This window comes from Pseudoxanthomonas winnipegensis, from assembly GCF_030322905.1.
Lineage (GTDB): Bacteria > Pseudomonadota > Gammaproteobacteria > Xanthomonadales > Xanthomonadaceae > Pseudoxanthomonas_A > Pseudoxanthomonas_A winnipegensis.
In genome coordinates, this window is sequence record NZ_CP095475.1 from 4,413,337 (window position 1) to 4,428,884 (window position 15,548).

Here is a 15,548-nt window from a genome sequence, read left to right on the forward strand (position 1 = left end):
TTAAAATGCCCGCATGAACACCCCACAAGAGTCCCTGCTCGGTCGCGAGGTCGCCTATCCCTCGCACTACGACCCGGCCCTGCTGTTCCCGATCCCGCGCGCGGCCGCCCGCGCCGAGATCGGCCTGGACGCGGCCGCCCTGCCCTTCACCGGCCACGACCGCTGGCATGCCTACGAACTGGCATGGCTGGACACGCGCGGCAAGCCGCAGGTCGCCATCGCCACGCTGACCGTGCCGGCCGATGCGCCGAACCTGATCGAGTCCAAGTCGCTCAAGCTCTACCTCAACTCGCTCAATGCCGAGCGCTTCGAGACCCTCGATGCGGTCTGCGAACGCGTGGCGGCCGACCTGTCCGCGCGCGCCGGCGGCGCGGTGACGGTGCAGGCCGGCCTGCCGCCCTTCGGTGAGCAGCCGGGCACGCTGCTGGATGCGCTGGAGCTGGACATCGACGACTACGGCCCGCCCAACCCCGCGCACCTGGCGGCCGACGCGGACGACCCGGCCAGCGAGACGCTCGTCTCGCACCTGCTCAAGTCCAACTGCCCGGTCACCGGCCAGCCGGACTGGGGCACGGTGGTGCTGCGCTACGACGGCCCGCGCATCGACCACGCCGGCCTGCTGCGCTACCTGGTGAGCTTCCGCGACCACGCCGGCTTCCACGAGCAGTGCGTGGAGCGCATCTTCGCCGACGTGTCCGCGCGCTGCGCCCCGCAGCGCCTGTCGGTGGAGGCGCGCTACACCCGCCGCGGCGGCCTGGACATCAATCCCTGGCGCATCACGCCCGGCTGGGACGCCGGCATCACCGCGCCGATCCGCGAACTGCGGCAGTGACTCGCTGGGTGGGAGCAACTGTCTCCTCAACTCCAGCAGCCGCACTTCTGTAGAGCGGAGCTCGCTCCGCTGGGGCGTTCCTCACTAACCGAACGAAGAGCAGCGGAGCGAGCTCCGCTCTACAGGTGGGAGCCGCAATGGCGGCGATAAGGCTTTGCCGGTAAAGCCTTCTCGCCGCCGTGGCGGCTCCCACCCAACACCCAAGCACCCACCACCACGACCCATGCCTTACCGCTTCCCGCTGCGCGCCATGCTGGCGAACACGCCATCGCGGCGCACCCAGGCGTGGAACAGCGCGGCGGCCAGATGGCCCAGCACGGTGGCGAACAGCACATAGGCCAGCACCGTGTGCGCCGGGCGCAGCAGCGCGTACAGGTCGGCGCTGTGCGGCGCGATCGGCGGCAGATGCACGCCGCCGAACAGCACGATCGGATAGCCGCCGGCCGACAGCATCCCCCAGCCGATCAGCGGCATGGCGAACATCAGTCCGTAGAGCAGCCAGTGCGACGCGTGCGCGGCCAGCGTCTGGATCGCCGGCAGGTCGGCCGGCAGCGGCGGCGGCGGGCTGCGCAGCCGGTTGATCAGCCGCACGATCACCAGCAGCAGGATCGCGATGCCCAGCGGCCGGTGCAGGTCCAGCAGGGTCGGCCGCCAGGCCAGCGAGACCACCATGCCGGCGCCGATGAACAGCATCGCCAGGATCATCGCGGCCATCAGCCAATGCAGCCCGCGCGCCAGCGCGTCGAAGTGCCCGTCGCGGTTCATTTCGCGTCTCCTTTCGCGGCGCCGGTGGCTTCGGGCGCCTGGCCCGTGCCGATTTCGTGCTCGCGGCGGTTGAAGGAGACCGAATACACCGCCGAGCGCGCCGCCAGGATGGGATCCTTCGACGGCGCCATGCCATCGGGCAGCACCGTCGGGTCGTAATTGATGTCGCGGCAGGCGCCGGTGTCCTGCGGCGAGGTGGCGGTGAAGCTCACCGTGCCGGCCACGATCCGGGTGCGGTCGTCGGGCCAGGGCTGCGAGGGATCGTCGATCGGATCGCCGTCGCCGGCCTCGGTGACGACCAGATCCCATTTCACCGGGCCCTTGGCCAGGCGCGTATCGAACTCCTCGCTGAGGAAGTCCGCGTCGGATTGCGCACGCTGCGCTTCGCTGAGCGCCTCGAACGGCGCCTGCGGCCGCAACGACCAGCGCACCGCATGGCGCTCGCCTTGCGCATTGGTGAACCAGAAACTGTTGACGCCGTTGAACTGGGTATTGGCCCAGCTGTTGGACCACGGCGCCGACTTGGCCCAGGCCAGGAACTTCTTGGCTTCCGGATACTGCGCCAGGAACGCGGCCATCTTGGCCGGGTCCGGCTTGCCGGTGGCCGGATCGGGCGCCGAGGCGAGGTTCTGCGCCTGGAAGCCTTCCGGTGTGGCGACCACGAAGAACGGAAAGCTGTTCATCGCCGTGCGCCATTCCTGGCCGTCATCGGTCTTGAGCAGCAGCGCGACGCTGCGCACCCGGGCCTGGCTGTCGGCGCCATGCGGATCGCCGCCGCCGATCGATAGCCGCCCCAGGATCGGCGTGCTGGGCTGGGTGAACACCCGCGCCTTGGACAGCTGCGGCGCCTGCGCGCTGGGCGTGAACGCGCCGGCCACGCACACGCCCTTGGTGTGGGCACGGCGGAAGCCTGGATGCGGCTTGCCGGCCTCGATGGTGTCGGTCATCTGCTGCGGCGTCAGGCCGCGGCCGAACCAGCCGCCGACCCAGGCGAAGGCCACGGCCAGGACGGCGACGATGGCGGCGATCCCGGCCAGCGCGGGCACGGCGCTGCGCTTGGGCGGGGGAGCAGGGGGCTGGGACATGGGCGGACCTGGCGATGGCTGGGGAGTGCAGGTAGGACGTTGCGGCGGGGGATTTATTCCCGCATCGCGCCGCAGCGCTTTTTGCCCCCTCCCTTTCGCGCAGCGAAGGGGAGGGCTGGGGAGGGGTTGGCCTTTGCTTTTGCTGTCGTCTGGAGCGAGAAGCAACAACAAAAGCACCCCTCCCCAACCCTCCCCTTCACGCTGCGCGTGAAAGGGAGGGAGCAGTCGGCAGCTGCCTCGATGGTCCATGCGCCTCCAGACTCGCTGCTCACGCAAAGCCTGCCATTCGGGAATACCCTGCGCCCTGGTTCGTCCTATCCAGATCCCCGCGACGCCTGGCCGCCATGCCCACCCCTACCGATCTCGACGACGCCACGCTGCGCACGCTGATCCCGCGTCTGCGCCGGTTCGCGCGCTCGCTGGTGCACGAGCCCGCCGCGGCCGACGATCTGGTCCAGGCCACGCTGGAACGCGCGCTGCTCCACGCCCGCCGCCGGCACACGCCCGATGCGTTGCAGGCCTGGCTGTTCTCGATCCTCTACCGGCAGTTCATCGACGAACACCGCCGCGGCCAGCGCTGGCGGCGGCTGGCGCAGCTGTTCGGCGGTGGCGACGCCGAGACCGCGCCCTCGGCCGAACGCGTGGCCGCCTCGCACGCTACGCTGGCGGCCTTCGACACCCTGCCGGCCGAACAGCGCGCGCTGTTGCTGCTGGTCAGCGTGGAGGGCTTCGGCTATCGCGAGGTCGCCGACACGCTGGGCGTGCCGATCGGCACGGTCATGTCGCGCCTGGCCCGCGCGCGCCAGGCGCTGCGCGCGGCCAGCGATACCGAACCCAAGCCGGCGCGGCCGGCGCTGAAGGTGCTGCGATGATCCATCTGGCGCCCAGCGAAGCGGACCTGCACGCCTATGTCGACGGCCAGCTCGACGCGAGTGCGCGCGCCGAGATCGAGCGCTGGCTGGCCGCCCACCCCGAGCGTGCGGCGGTGGTGGCCGACTGGAAGCGCGATGCCGAGCGCCTGCGCGTGCAGCAGGCGCTGCCCGAACACTGGCCGGCCAACCCGCTGCTGGACCCGGCCCGCCTGCGCCGCCAGGTCCGCGCGCGGCGCAGAACCCGCTTGGGCATGGCCGCGGCGATGGCGCTGTCGCTGTGCGTCGGCGTCGGCCTGGGCTGGCAGGCGAAGCAGGCGCAGAACCCGGTCGCGCGCCTGCCGATGGCCGATGCGGTGGCCGCCTACCGGCTGTTCGCCACCAGCGACACCCTGGCCTCGCTGGACAGCGCCTCGCCCGCGCAGCTGCGCGACTGGCTGGCCCTGCACTTCGGCGCGCTCGACCGGGTGCCCGACCTCTCGGCCCAGGGCTTCCACCTGGTCGGCGGCCAGCGTCTGTCCACCGAGCAGGGCGCGGCGGCCATGCTGGTCTACGCCGACGCGCAGGGCACGCGCCTGGGCCTGTACGTGCGCCCGGGCGGCTGGTTCCGCCGGCCCGGACAGCGCCGTGACGGCGACCTGCTCGCCCAGTACTGGTCGCGCGGCGATGCCAGCTTCGCGGTGGTCAGCCCGTTCGACGATCCGCGCGCCCGCAGCGTCGCCTCGGCGCTGGCGCCGCGCGGCTGAGGCTTGCACGGTTGTGGAAGCCATCGCGATGGCTCCCCCTGTAGAGCGGAGCTCGCTCCGCTAGGGCCTTCCCCACGAACCCGAACGAAGAGCAGCGGAGCAAGCTCCGCTCTACCGAGATTTGGGTGGCGATTGCTGCCAGCGACACACAGCCCGCGGATCAGGCCGCCTGCGCGGCATTGATCTCCACCGTGACGTGCACCAGCTCCTCATGCACGGCCAGCGCCGCGCGCACCGCCTGCGGCGACAGCGCGGCGGCGCTGACCAGGGAGACGATCGCCGCATACTGGCCGCGGCCGACGCGCCACACGTGCAGGTCGCTGATCGCCGTCGGCTGCGGCAGCGCAGCGACCACCTCGCGCACTTCCTCCACCACCGGCGCATCCATCTCCGCATCCAGCAGCACCCGGCCAGTGGCGCGCAGCAGGCCCACGGCCCACACCGTGACCAGCACCGCGCCGGCGATCCCCATCACCGGGTCCAGCCAGGCCGCGCCGAAGAAACGCCCGGCCAGCAGCGCGGCGATCGCCAGCACCGAGGTGGCGGCATCGGCCAGCACGTGCAGGTAGGCGGCGCGCAGGTTGAGGTCGGCGTGATGGGCGTGGTCGCCGTGGGCATGCCCGTGGTGATCGTCATGGTGATGCGCGTGGCCGTGGTCGTGCCCGTGGTGGTGATGGGTGTGGTCGTCCTTCAGCCACCACGCGCAGACCAGGTTGACCGCCAGGCCCAGCACCGCCAGCACGATGGCCTGGTCGTAGCGGATCGGCAGCGGATCGACCAGGCGCTGCACCGACTGCCAGGCCATCAGCAGCGCCACGCACAGCAGCAGGACCGCGCTGGTGTAGCCGCCCAGGATCTCGATCTTCCAGGTGCCGAAGGCGAAGCGCGCGTCGCGCGCATAGCGCCGCGCCGCCGCGTAGGCCAGCAGCGACAGGCCCAGTGCCAGCGCGTGCGAGCTCATGTGCCAGCCATCAGCCAGCAGCGCCATCGAGTTGAAGAGCCAGCCGCCGGCGATCTCGGCCACCATCATCAGCGCGGTCAGCACCACGGCGCGGCGGGTGTTGCGCTCGCCGGCGGCATTGCCGGTGACGAACTGGTGGTCGTGGCGATGCGCATGCAGCGCGTGGTCGAGGGACATGGGCCGGGTCCGGGGTGTAGGATACCCCCCCATGGTATACACGAGCCCGGCCCCATGTCGCATGTGATCCACGACGCCCCGCGCCTGACCCCGCGCGTGAAGCGCCTCAAGGGCCAGGTCGCCGCCCTGGAAAAGGCGCTGGCCGGCGAGCCGGAATGCCTGGCCGTGCTGACCCAGATCGCCGCCATCCGCGGCGCGGCGCAGAGCCTGCTGCTGGAAGTGCTGGAAGGCCATATGCAGTCGCACGTGGCCGAGGAGAAGAACCCCGCCGCGCGCCGCGCCGAGGTCGCCGCCGTGAACAAGATCCTGCGCTCGTATCTCAAATAGCGGGACGCCGGGCGCGGACGTTGCCGGCGTCGGCACGCGCGCGCAGGCATGCTGTGCGCCCCTGGTGTCGCCCTGGACCTGCGCGTGCCCGACCTGCACTTCTATCGCCCCGCCGACGGCCACGGCCTGGCGCACGACCCCTTCAAGGCCATCGTCGCGCCGCGACCGATCGGCTGGATCGGCTCGGTCTCGCCCGAAGGCGTGCGCAACCTGGCGCCCTACAGCTTCTTCAACGCCTTCGGCGACACGCCGCCGCTCATCGGCTTCAGCAGTTCGGGATGGAAGGACAGCGTGCGCAACATCCAGGCCACCGGGGTGTTCACCTGGAACCTGGCCACCGCCGCGCAGGCCACGCAGATGAACCAGAGCTCGGCGCCGTTCCCGGCCGAGGTCGACGAGTTCGAACGCAGCGGCCTGGAGGCCCTGCCCGGGCGCGTGGTCGATGCGCCGTTCGTGGCCGGCACGCCGGCCGCCTTCGAGTGCCGGCTGACCCAGCTGATCCAGCTCAACGACGCGCAGGGCCGCGCGCTGCCGCAGTGGCTGGTGCTCGGCGAGGTGGTCGGCGTGCACATCGACCGGCGCTTCCTGGTCGATGGCGTGTACGACACCGCCGCGGCCGCGCCGATCCTGCGCGCCGGCGGACCCGGCGCGTATGTGCGCGTGGGCCCGGAGGCCATGTTCGACATGCGCCGTCCGACCAAGGCATGAGCGCACGCGAGTCGCTGCTGCTGTTGCCCGGCCTGCTCAACGATGCCGAGCTGTGGCATGCGCAGCTGGAGGCACTGGCCGACCTGGCCGACTGCCAGGTCGGCGACCTGACCCAGGGCGAGAGCCTGCACGCGGTGGCGCAGCAGGTGCTGGCGGCCGCGCCGCCGGCGTTCGCCCTGGCCGGCTTCTCGCTGGGCGGCTACGTCGCGCAGGAGATCCTGCGCATCGCCCCGCAGCGGGTCACGCGGCTGGCGCTGCTGGACACCTCCTACCTGCCCGACACGCCGGCCCGCGCCGAACAGCGCCGCGCGCAGCAGGCCGCGGTCCGGCGCGGCGCCTTCCATGGCTTCGGCGAGGCGCTGATGCGGGCCTATACCGATCCCTCGCACCACGGCGATGCCGCGCTGCTGGCGCGCATCCGCGGCATGACCCAGCGCCTGGGCGCCGAGGTCTTCCTGCGCCAGAGCGCGTTCGCGCGTGTCGATGGCAGCGCGGTGTTGCGCGCCTTCGCCGGGCCGGCGCTGGTGCTGGTCGGCGAGCACGACGCGATCACCCCGCCGGCGGTGCACGAACAGATGGCCGCCCTGCTGCCCGACGCCACCCTCGTGCGGGTGGCGCAGTGCGGTCACCTGAGCCCGCTGGAGCAGCCCGACGCGGTCAGCCGCGCCCTGCGCGACTGGCTGTTGCGCTAGCAGCCACCGGGGGCGACACACGCCCGCCAAACCGGCTGCCTATGCTCCGCGCACGCCGCCCCTGTGAGTCGATGCCGATGTCGCTCCCGTCCTTCCTGCGCCCCTGCAGCGGGCTGCTGTTGCTGCTCCTGGCAGGCCTGGCCCAGGCCGAGATCTATCGCCTGGACACCCCGCCCGAACGCGCGTCCGCCGACGCCACGCCGCGCAGCCGCGCGCTGGGCGAGCTGGCGCTGAACAACGGCGTGCGCCTGCCGGCGATGCAGCTCATCGCGGTCGATCCGACGGAAGATAGCGGCTGGAGCACCGCGGACGCGCCGCCGCTGACCCTGGACGCCACGCTGGCTCCGGCTCTGGCCGCCCGGCTCACCGCCTGGTCCACCCCGCGCGGCTGGCTGCTGGTGCCACGCGGCTGGCAGCCGGTACGCGGCGCGCTGGGCGTGGACGGCTCGGCTTCGATCGCCTTCCTTGCCGAGGACGGCCAGGGCGAGGTTTCGCTGTACGACGCCGGCGCCTGCGTGGGCTGCGCGGTCGGCGCGGCCAGCGCCTTCTTCGCCCAGGCCCGCGAGCAGGGGCACAAGGAGGACTTCTTCGTCTACGAAGGCGCGGGCCCGGACCTGAAGACCACCGCGCTGGGCCCGCACACATTGGGCTACCACAGCCAGGCCGGCGCCCTGTCGGTGGACGGGCTGGCCTGGTTCGACGGCAAGGCCGACCTGCCCTACCACGACCTGCGCGTGCGCCTGCCGCCGGACCAGCACGCCCTGGCCCGCGCCATCCTCGACTGGCGCCTGCCGGAGAAGGACGCGCGCTGAGCGCGGACCACGGGACGCGCTGGTAGCGGCAGGAAGGCGAAAAAAAAGAACGGCCGCCTCGCGGCAGCCGTTCAGTGGGCCGACGATACGCGTCAGCCCTTGATGCACAACACCTGGCGCAGCGTGTGGACCACCTCCACCAGATCCGCCTGGGCCGCCATCACCGCGTCGATGTCCTTGTAGGCGGCGGGCGATTCGTCGATCACGCCCTGGTCCTTGCGGCATTCGACGTGGGCGGTGGCCTGGCGGTGCTCGGCCAAGGTGATGCTGGCGCGTGCCTGGGTGCGGCTCATGACGCGGCCGGCGCCGTGGCTGCAGCTGTGGAAGCTCTCGCCATTGCCGCGGCCACGCACGATGTAGCTGCGCGTGCCCATGCTGCCCGGGATGATGCCCAGCTCGCCCGCCTTGGCGCTGACCGCGCCCTTGCGGGTCACTAGCAGCTCCTGCCCTGCGTGCGTCTCCTTCTGCACGTAGTTGTGGTGACAGTTCACCGCCTGTGCCTGCAGCTGGAACTTCGGCAGACGGTGACGCATCTCGGCCAGCACCCGCGCCATCATCGCCTCGCGGTTCTCGCGGGCGTAGTCCTGCGCCCACGACACCGCCTCCACGTAGTCGTCGAACAGCGGCTCGCCTTCCATGAAGAAGGCCAGGTCCTTGTCCGGCACGTGATAGCCCAGCACGCGATGCGCCAGCTGCTCGCGCGCACGTTCGATGAAGTACGTGCCGATGAGGTTGCCGGTGCCGCGCGAGCCGCTGTGCAGCATCACCCACACCGCGCCGGTCTCGTCCAGGCACAGCTCGATGAAGTGATTGCCGCCGCCCAGCGTGCCCAGCTGGCCGTCCAGCTTGTCGGTGCGGATCTTGCGGTGCCTGGCCTTGATCGCATCCAGGTTCGCGGCCAAGCCTGACTGCGCCACACGCGTGCCGATGCTGTCGGGCAGCCTGTGGTGCTCGCCGCCGCGGCCGTTGCCGACCGGCACGCTGCGCTCGATGCTGTTGCGCAGCTGGGCCAGGCTGTCGGGCAGGTCCTCGGCGCGCAGCGTGGTGCGCACGGCCGCCATGCCGCAGCCGATGTCCACGCCGACCGCCGCCGGGATGATCGCGCCCTGCGTGGGGATGACCGAGCCGACCGTGGCGCCCTTGCCCAGGTGCACGTCCGGCATCACCGCCACCCACGGCCCGACGAAGGGCATGGCGGCGATGTTGCGCAGCTGCGCGTGGGCCTGTTCCTCCAGCGGCACGCCGCGCACCCAGCCCTTGATCGGCGTGGCGCTGCCCTCGGCGTGCAGCAATTCGAATGTACTCATCTGTTTCACCTCGATCCTTGGTTGAACCCGCACGCGCCGCGTCCCTGCGGCGCGCCCGGGGTGTTGCTACTTCAGCGTGACCAGCTGCTTGAGCACGCCATCCAGGCCGCCGAACACGGTCAGGCGATCGATCTTCTCGGTCACCTTCTCCAATGCCTCCAGCTCCTTCAGGCGCATCAGCACCGGGCTCTCGTCCACCAGCCTGGCGGTGTTGAGCAGCGAACGCGTCGCGTTGGCCTCCTCGCGACGGCGGATGAGGTTGGCCTGGGCCTGCTTCTCCGCCTGCACGACCCCGTTGAGGATCTGACGCATCTCGCCGGGCAGGATCACGTCCTTGATGCCCACGCCCAGCACCTCCACGCCGAACGCGTCGAGCTTGCCGCGCACGGCGGCGAAGATCTCCGCATCCAGCCCGGCCTTGTCGCCCAGCAGTTCGTCCAGGGTCCTGGACGAGACCACCTTGCGCAGGCCGTGCTGCAGCTCGCGGTACAGCTGGTCGACGTACTTGGCCACCTTGGTGCGCGCGGCGACCGGGTCGGTCACGCGCACGCTGGCGGCCAGGTTGACGCGCAGCGAGACCTTGTCGCGGGTCAGCAGCTCCTGGCCCTGCACCTCGATCGCCTGCACGCGCAGATCGATCAGGTCCACGACCACGTTCTTCTGGAAGTTCCAGAAGGCCATGCTGCCCGGCGCCAGCGTGCGCGCCAGCTTGCCGTCGATGAACACCAGGCCGGCGAACTCGGCCGGCACATCGGCCACCACCGCCTGCCTGGACAGCGCGCCGAGCTGGCGCAGGCGCCGCATGACCTCGGCCGGGACTTCCAGGCCGGCGGTCAGCGGCAGCGCGCGCACTTCGACGTCGACCGGGCCGCGCCAGTACAGCTTGCGCGTGCCGGGCGGCAGCACGTCTTCGAGCTTGCCGTTCTTCATGACCAGGCCGACCTCGTCGGCGCCCAGGTCGGCCAGCACGAAGCTCGCGTCCAGGCGCGCACCCAGCGCGGCGATCAGCACCTCGCTGTCCTTGCCGGCGTACTCGGCCGGCACGGTGGGATGCACGCGCACCTCGATCTTGTTGAAGGCGTCGAACAGGCGGTACACGCCCGGGTCGAGCACCCGCTGGAACTGACGATCCGCAAACACCAGGCCGCGCTCGCCGTCACCGATCACGACCCGCTTGGTCCAGAACATGGCACTTTCTCCTTGTGGTCTGGCGTCGTCGATCGAAAGAGACAGGCCCGCGCGCAGATCGACGAAGACGCGCGGACGGCGCCTGCGGCACCGCGCCGCGGGCAGAAGTAAGAAGGTGGAAACACCCCTGGACGTCGACCGCACGGAGCGTGAGGCGCGCGATGTGCCGGGGCCGACGGCGCCGGAGCGTGCGCACCGCGATGCATTGCGATGCGCACGTTCCGACCTCCGTCGCCGCGACCCACGCGGGCCCCGGCCCGGTGCGAGCGCCGCTGCGCCGCGCCTGTCGCCCGGCGGTCCTTCGCCGGGGCGACCCCGCTTGCGCACGGGGTGTTTCCTGATGGGCTTGCGCCCGGTGTCATGACGTGAAAGGTCATGTGCTCTTGCGAGCGTGGAGCGGGATTCGAACCCGCGACTGACGGATTACAAGTCCGTTGCTCTACCCAACTGAGCTATCCAGTGGTGGGCGTCCAGGTGTCGAACCTGACCCTCCGGGTCGCCCCGGCGCTCTCTCCAGGTGAGCTACCGCCCGCATCGTCGTGGCCGCATTCCTGCGTGCTTCCGGCATACGCCACGGCAGCGCCGCGCGCACCGGCCGGAATGAAAATCCGGGCCGCTGGAAACATCAGGCAATACTTCCCCGATTACCCGCGCAGATCCGCGGATAATGTGGTGCGTCCGATTTTGTTAATCGGACGAGTTAATGATGGATTCCCGCCCCGCGCCACCCGCGCTGGAGCATCACCACGCGGCGCACATGCGCCGGTTGCAGCCGCGCCCTTGCCTCAGGGCGTGCGCCAGCACGCCTGGATGCTCCAGGGCAGAACCTGTCGGTTCCGGATCGGAAAGCCATGTTGGTGGGTTGTGCGTGGTCGCACGAAAAGCCTTTGCGAATGCCTGGAAAGAAAAAACCCCCGGGTTTTCAAGACCCGAGGGCATTCGCAGTGCCTCGGGAGATCGCCGGTGGCCGATCTCCCGTGGAGTCGACCGGCGTCAGCGGTTGTCCGCCTTGTGCGCGCCGCGCGCCGCTTCCAGCGCACGCAGGCCCGCGACGCGCAGCAGCTGCGTCATGCGGATGATCTGGTGGCGGGGCTGGAAGTTCATGAGCTTGGATTGGCTGGATTAAAACGCAGGAGCGTCCTGCGATGGGCGCGCACGATACACCGCACATAATCGGTGCGCAAGCACTTTTTCTAAAAATAATCGGCCCGCCGAGATAATCGGCGCGACCCACACATATCGCCGCATCATCGCCGGGCGCCGCGGTGACGGCGCCCGGCGGATCGATCAGCCTTTCGGCGCCAGCAGCTCGAACTGCACCGCGCTGCCGTTGGCCGACGAGTCGGTGACCCACAGGTCGAACAGGCCGGGCTCGGCGCCGAACACCAGGTCGGTGCCGGTGAAGGCCAGCAGATGGCGGTCCAGCTGGAACTGCACCTGCGCCGATTCGCCGGCCAGCAGCGCGATCTTGTTGAAGCCCTTGAGCTCGCGCACCGGGCGCACGCGGCTGGCGACGCGGTCGTGCACGTACAGCTGCACCACGGTCTCGCCCGCCACCGCACCGGTGTTGGTGACGGTGGTGGTGATCACCAGCGTCTCGTCCCAGCCCAGCTGCGCCGTGGACAGCTGCGGCGTGCCGTAGGCGAAGGACGTGTAGGACAAGCCGTGGCCGAAGGGATACAGCGCGTCGGCGGTGAACTCGCGCCAGCGCGACTTGTACTCGTGCACGTCGGGCAGCTCGGGACGGCCGGTGCGCGGGTGGTTGTAGAACAGCGGCTGCTGGCCCGAGTCCTGCGGGAAGCTCACCGGCAGGCAGGCCGAGGGACTGTAGTCGCCGAACAGCACGTCGGCCACGCCATGCCCGGTCTGGCTGCCCAGAAACCAGGTCACCGCGATGGCCTGCGCGTCGCGCACGGCGCCCTGCAGCGCCAGCGCGCGGCCGTTGCGCAGCAGCACCACCAGCGGCTTGCCGGTCGCCGCCAGCGCTTCGGCCAGGGCCTGCTGCGCGGCCGGCACGACGATCTGCGTGCGCGACTGCGCCTCGCCGCTGTAGCGCTGCGGCTCGCCGATGGCCAGCACCACCACGTCGCTGGCCTGCGCCGCGGCGACGGCGGCCTCGATGCCGCCCTCGATCGCCGCTTCCAGCCCGCAGCCGTCTTCGACGATCAGCTGCGCCTGCTCACCCAGCGCGGCGCGCACGCCGGCCTCGAGGGTGACGTAGCGCGACTTGTCGCCGAACAGCGTCCAGCAGCCCTCGATGTTGTCGCGGTCGCGCACGAACGGGCCGATCAGCGCGATCTTCTGGCCCTGCTTGCGCAGCGGCAGCACCGCATCGTCGTTCTTCAGCAGCACGATCGAACGCCGCGCCGCGTCGCGCGCCAGCGCTTCGTGCTCGGCCAGGTGCGTGGTGTCGGCCTCGCGGGCGGCGTCGAGCGAGCGGTAGGGATTGTCGAACAGGCCGATCTGCTCCTTCACCCACAGCACGCGGCGCACGCCCTCGTCCAGCTGCGCCATCGACACCTCGCCGCTCTCCACCAGCGCGCCCAGGTGGCGCTGGTAGAAGCCGCTCTGCATGCTCACGTCCAGGCCGGCGGTGAACGCGCGGCGCGTGGCGTCGCGTTCGTCGGCGGCGTAGCCGTGCGCGATCAGTTCCATGTCGGCGGTGTAGTCGGACACCACCAGGCCGGGGAACTGCCAGGCGCCGCGCAGCAGGTCGGTCATCAGCCAGCGGTTGGCGCTGGCCGGCACGCCGTTGATGTCGTTGAAGGCGCTCATCACCGTGATCGCGCCGGCATCGAAGGCGGCCTTGAACGGCGGCAGGTGCACATCGCGCAGGGTCTGCTCGGAGATGTCCACGCTGGCGTACTCCAGGCCGCCGGCCACCGCGCCGTAGGCGGCAAAGTGCTTGGGCGTGGCCAGCAGGCAGTCCTCGGCCTGCAGCCCGGCCTGGCCCTGGAAGCCCTGCACGCGCGCGGCGGCGAAGGCGCAGCCCAGCACCACGTCCTCGCCGGCGCCCTCGGCGCCGCGACCCCAGCGCTGGTCGCGGGCGATGTCCACGGCCGGGGCGAAGGTCCAGTGGATGCCGGCGGCGGTGGCTTCCACGGCGGTGGCGCGCGCGGTGCGCCGGGCCAGGTCGGGCTCGAAGCTGGCCGCCTCGCCCAGCGGGATCGGGAACACCGTGCGCATGCCGTGGATCACGTCCGAGCCGAACAGCAGCGGGATGCCCAGGCGCGACTCCTCCAGCGCGATGCGCTGGGCCTCGCGCCCCTGCGCCGCGCCGACGCCGTTGAACAGCGCGCCGATGCGCCCTGCGCGGATGCCTTCGCGCACCTGCGCGGCGTCCAGCGCGTTGGCCTCCGGGTTCACGTCCGGGGCGAACGGCCGCAGCGCGTCGGCAAAGATTCCCAGCTGGCCCACTTTCTCTTCGACCGTCATCTGCGCGATGAGGGCTTCAATCCGTTCGGAATTCGACATCCGGTCTCGCCATGAAAACGTTTACAGCCATTCTAGGCCATGCCCCGGGGATGCCAAGCCCTCGGGGGCTCCAAACAGCCAAGGCTGCACCCGGTCGGTGCCATCTGTCGAGACACGAGTGAGCGCGCGGTCACGGGCGGCGGCCGGCAGTGGTTCGGGAGCGCGCGCCTGAACCCGGAAAGCGCGCTGCAACCGCCCCCAAAGGCACCCCCTGTAGAGCGGAGCTTGCTCCGCTGAGGCTCTCCCGATGATCCAACCGAAATGCAGCGGAGCAAGCTCCGCTCTACAAAAAGGTGGCGACGCGATCGAAAGCGACGATGGCGCCCACGCTAATGCAGCTGTGGCGGGCCTTCGTCTTCACGACGCTCGGGCGGATCACCGGCCTGGACCGGACACGGCGGTTCGCCGCTGCCCGGCGGCAGCGGCAGGAAATCCTCGGACTCGTGGGACGGTCCGGGCTGGATGAACCAGCGATGCGCAACGCTCACGACGGCCTCCTCGCGCCGCGATGCTAGGGCGGCGGCGCGCTGCGGAATGTCCATCCGGCCTCGTCATGCGCGGGTGGACGCCGTGCCGGCAATCCTTCACGCCGCGCAACGGTTTACACCCGCGTCAGGGCGCGCTGGCCTGGTCCAGCGCCTGGATCTGCTCTGGGGTCAACGTCAGCTGCGCCGCGCGCAGGATCTCCTGCAGCTGCTCGACGCTGCTGGCGCTGGCGATCGGCGCGGTGATCGAGTCGCGCGCCATCAGCCAGGCCAGCGCGATCTGCGCGGGTTTGGCGCGCTGCTGGGCGGCCACTTCGTCCAGCGCCGCCAGGATCCGGCGGCCGCGCTCGTTGAGATACTTCCTGACCGCGGCCTCGCCACGCGGGCTCTTGGACGCATCCGCCGGGTCGCGGTACTTGCCGGTCAGGAAGCCCGATGCCAGCGCGTAGTAGTTGATCACGCCCAGCCCGTGCGCCTTGGCCAGCGGCTCCAGCGTCTGCTCGTAATCGGCCCGGTCGTAGAGGTTGTACTCCGGCTGCAACGTCTCGTAGCGCGGCAGGCCCTGGGCCTGCGCCACCTCCAGCGCCTCGGCCAGGCGCTCGCCGCTGTAGTTTGAGGCGCCGATCGTGCGGACCTTGCCCTTCTCGATCAGCCGCGCGAAGGCGCCCAGCGTGGCCTCCAGCGGGATCGAGGGGTCGTCGGCATGCGCCTGGTACAGGTCGATGGTGTCCACGCCCAGGCGCTTGAGCGACTGGTCCACCGCGGTCTCGATATTGTCCGGCGACAGGCCGGGCAGCTCGTCCCACTTGCCGACCTTGGTGGCGATCACCACCTGGTCGCGCTTGCCGCTGGACCTGAGCCACTGGCCGATCAGCGTCTCCGATTCGCCGCCCCGGTTGCCCGGCACCCAGGCCGGATACACATCGGCGGTGTCGATGAGGTTGAAGCCGCCGTCGACGAAGGCATCGAGCAGCTTCGCCGTCCCGGCCGCGTCCTTGACGCTCCAGCCGAACACGTTGCCGCCGAAGGCCAGCGGTGCGACGGCCAGGCCGCTCCTGCCGAGCGGACGTTGCGAAATGGTCATATGGCACTCCTGTCCTGAACGTGGGGAAACAACAAG

The 15,548-nt window shown here is 70.7% G+C and carries 15 protein-coding genes and 1 tRNA gene; 7 read left to right on the top strand and 9 right to left on the bottom strand.

Annotated features, from left to right (window positions below; all coding sequences use genetic code 11):
• Positions 1-13: 13 nt before the first annotated feature.
• On the top strand, positions 14-832 hold the full coding sequence (queF, locus tag MWN52_RS19325) for an NADPH-dependent 7-cyano-7-deazaguanine reductase QueF (protein WP_286575929.1): 819 nt from the start codon (positions 14-16) through the stop codon (positions 830-832).
• Positions 833-1,060: 228 nt separating this feature from the next.
• Here the strand turns inward: queF and MWN52_RS19330 are convergent, their stop codons facing one another.
• Positions 1,061-1,597, bottom strand: coding sequence for a cytochrome b (locus tag MWN52_RS19330; protein WP_286575930.1), 537 nt, complete (start codon positions 1,595-1,597; stop codon positions 1,061-1,063).
• Positions 1,594-2,682, bottom strand: coding sequence for a catalase family peroxidase (locus MWN52_RS19335; protein WP_286575931.1), 1,089 nt, complete (start codon positions 2,680-2,682; stop codon positions 1,594-1,596). Before MWN52_RS19335 ends, MWN52_RS19330 begins: the two co-directional genes overlap by 4 nt.
• 344 nt (positions 2,683-3,026) lie before the next feature.
• Here MWN52_RS19335 and MWN52_RS19340 point away from each other — a divergent pair, with 344 nt between their 5' ends.
• Positions 3,027-3,554: an RNA polymerase sigma factor gene (locus MWN52_RS19340; protein WP_286575932.1), complete on the top strand. Its 528-nt coding sequence runs from the start codon at positions 3,027-3,029 to the stop codon at positions 3,552-3,554.
• Entirely contained in the window at positions 3,551-4,297 is a 747-nt protein-coding gene (locus MWN52_RS19345; RefSeq protein WP_130534167.1) for an anti-sigma factor family protein, read from the top strand. Before MWN52_RS19340 ends, MWN52_RS19345 begins: the two co-directional genes overlap by 4 nt.
• Positions 4,298-4,457: 160 nt before the next feature.
• Here the strand turns inward: MWN52_RS19345 and dmeF are convergent, their stop codons facing one another.
• Positions 4,458-5,435, bottom strand: coding sequence for a CDF family Co(II)/Ni(II) efflux transporter DmeF (gene dmeF, locus MWN52_RS19350; protein WP_286575933.1), 978 nt, complete (start codon positions 5,433-5,435; stop codon positions 4,458-4,460).
• 54 nt (positions 5,436-5,489) lie between these two features.
• Between dmeF and MWN52_RS19355 the strand changes: the two genes are divergently transcribed.
• The 4 genes from MWN52_RS19355 to MWN52_RS19370 all read left to right on the top strand — a co-directional run bounded on the left by MWN52_RS19355 (position 5,490) and on the right by MWN52_RS19370 (position 7,974).
• The gene (locus tag MWN52_RS19355; RefSeq protein WP_130520305.1) at positions 5,490-5,762 is read left to right on the top strand and encodes a metal/formaldehyde-sensitive transcriptional repressor; all 273 of its coding nucleotides are present in this window, start codon (positions 5,490-5,492) and stop codon (positions 5,760-5,762) included.
• 78 nt (positions 5,763-5,840) lie between these two features.
• Positions 5,841-6,470, top strand: a complete 630-nt coding sequence (locus MWN52_RS19360) for a flavin reductase family protein (RefSeq protein ID WP_205956132.1) — start codon at positions 5,841-5,843, stop codon at positions 6,468-6,470.
• Positions 6,467-7,162: an alpha/beta fold hydrolase gene (locus MWN52_RS19365; RefSeq protein ID WP_286575934.1), complete on the top strand. Its 696-nt coding sequence runs from the start codon at positions 6,467-6,469 to the stop codon at positions 7,160-7,162. Before MWN52_RS19360 ends, MWN52_RS19365 begins: the two co-directional genes overlap by 4 nt.
• 77 nt (positions 7,163-7,239) lie before the next feature.
• Complete coding sequence (locus MWN52_RS19370; protein WP_286575935.1) at positions 7,240-7,974, top strand: DUF4850 domain-containing protein; 735 nt, start codon at positions 7,240-7,242, stop codon at positions 7,972-7,974.
• A 92-nt stretch (positions 7,975-8,066) separates the two neighbouring features.
• On the opposite strand, the gene MWN52_RS19375 is transcribed toward MWN52_RS19370, so the two are convergent.
• The 6 genes from MWN52_RS19375 to MWN52_RS19400 form a co-directional block, all read right to left on the bottom strand.
• Positions 8,067-9,281 (bottom strand): RtcB family protein, encoded by a 1,215-nt coding sequence (locus MWN52_RS19375; RefSeq protein ID WP_286575936.1) that lies wholly within the window; start codon positions 9,279-9,281, stop codon positions 8,067-8,069.
• Positions 9,282-9,347: 66 nt separating this feature from the next.
• A complete protein-coding gene (locus MWN52_RS19380; RefSeq protein WP_286575937.1) occupies positions 9,348-10,469 on the bottom strand; it encodes a slipin family protein in 1,122 nt (373 codons plus the stop codon).
• A gap of 460 nt (positions 10,470-10,929) precedes the next feature.
• A tRNA-OTHER gene (locus MWN52_RS19385) sits at positions 10,930-11,000 on the bottom strand.
• Positions 11,001-11,756: 756 nt separating this feature from the next.
• Complete coding sequence (gene bglX / locus MWN52_RS19390; protein WP_286575938.1) at positions 11,757-13,943, bottom strand: beta-glucosidase BglX; 2,187 nt, start codon at positions 13,941-13,943, stop codon at positions 11,757-11,759.
• Positions 13,944-14,272: 329 nt separating this feature from the next.
• Positions 14,273-14,485 (bottom strand): hypothetical protein, encoded by a 213-nt coding sequence (locus MWN52_RS19395; protein ID WP_286575939.1) that lies wholly within the window; start codon positions 14,483-14,485, stop codon positions 14,273-14,275.
• 70 nt (positions 14,486-14,555) lie between these two features.
• Entirely contained in the window at positions 14,556-15,512 is a 957-nt protein-coding gene (locus MWN52_RS19400; RefSeq protein ID WP_286575940.1) for an aldo/keto reductase, read from the bottom strand.
• Positions 15,513-15,548 lie beyond the last annotated feature (36 nt).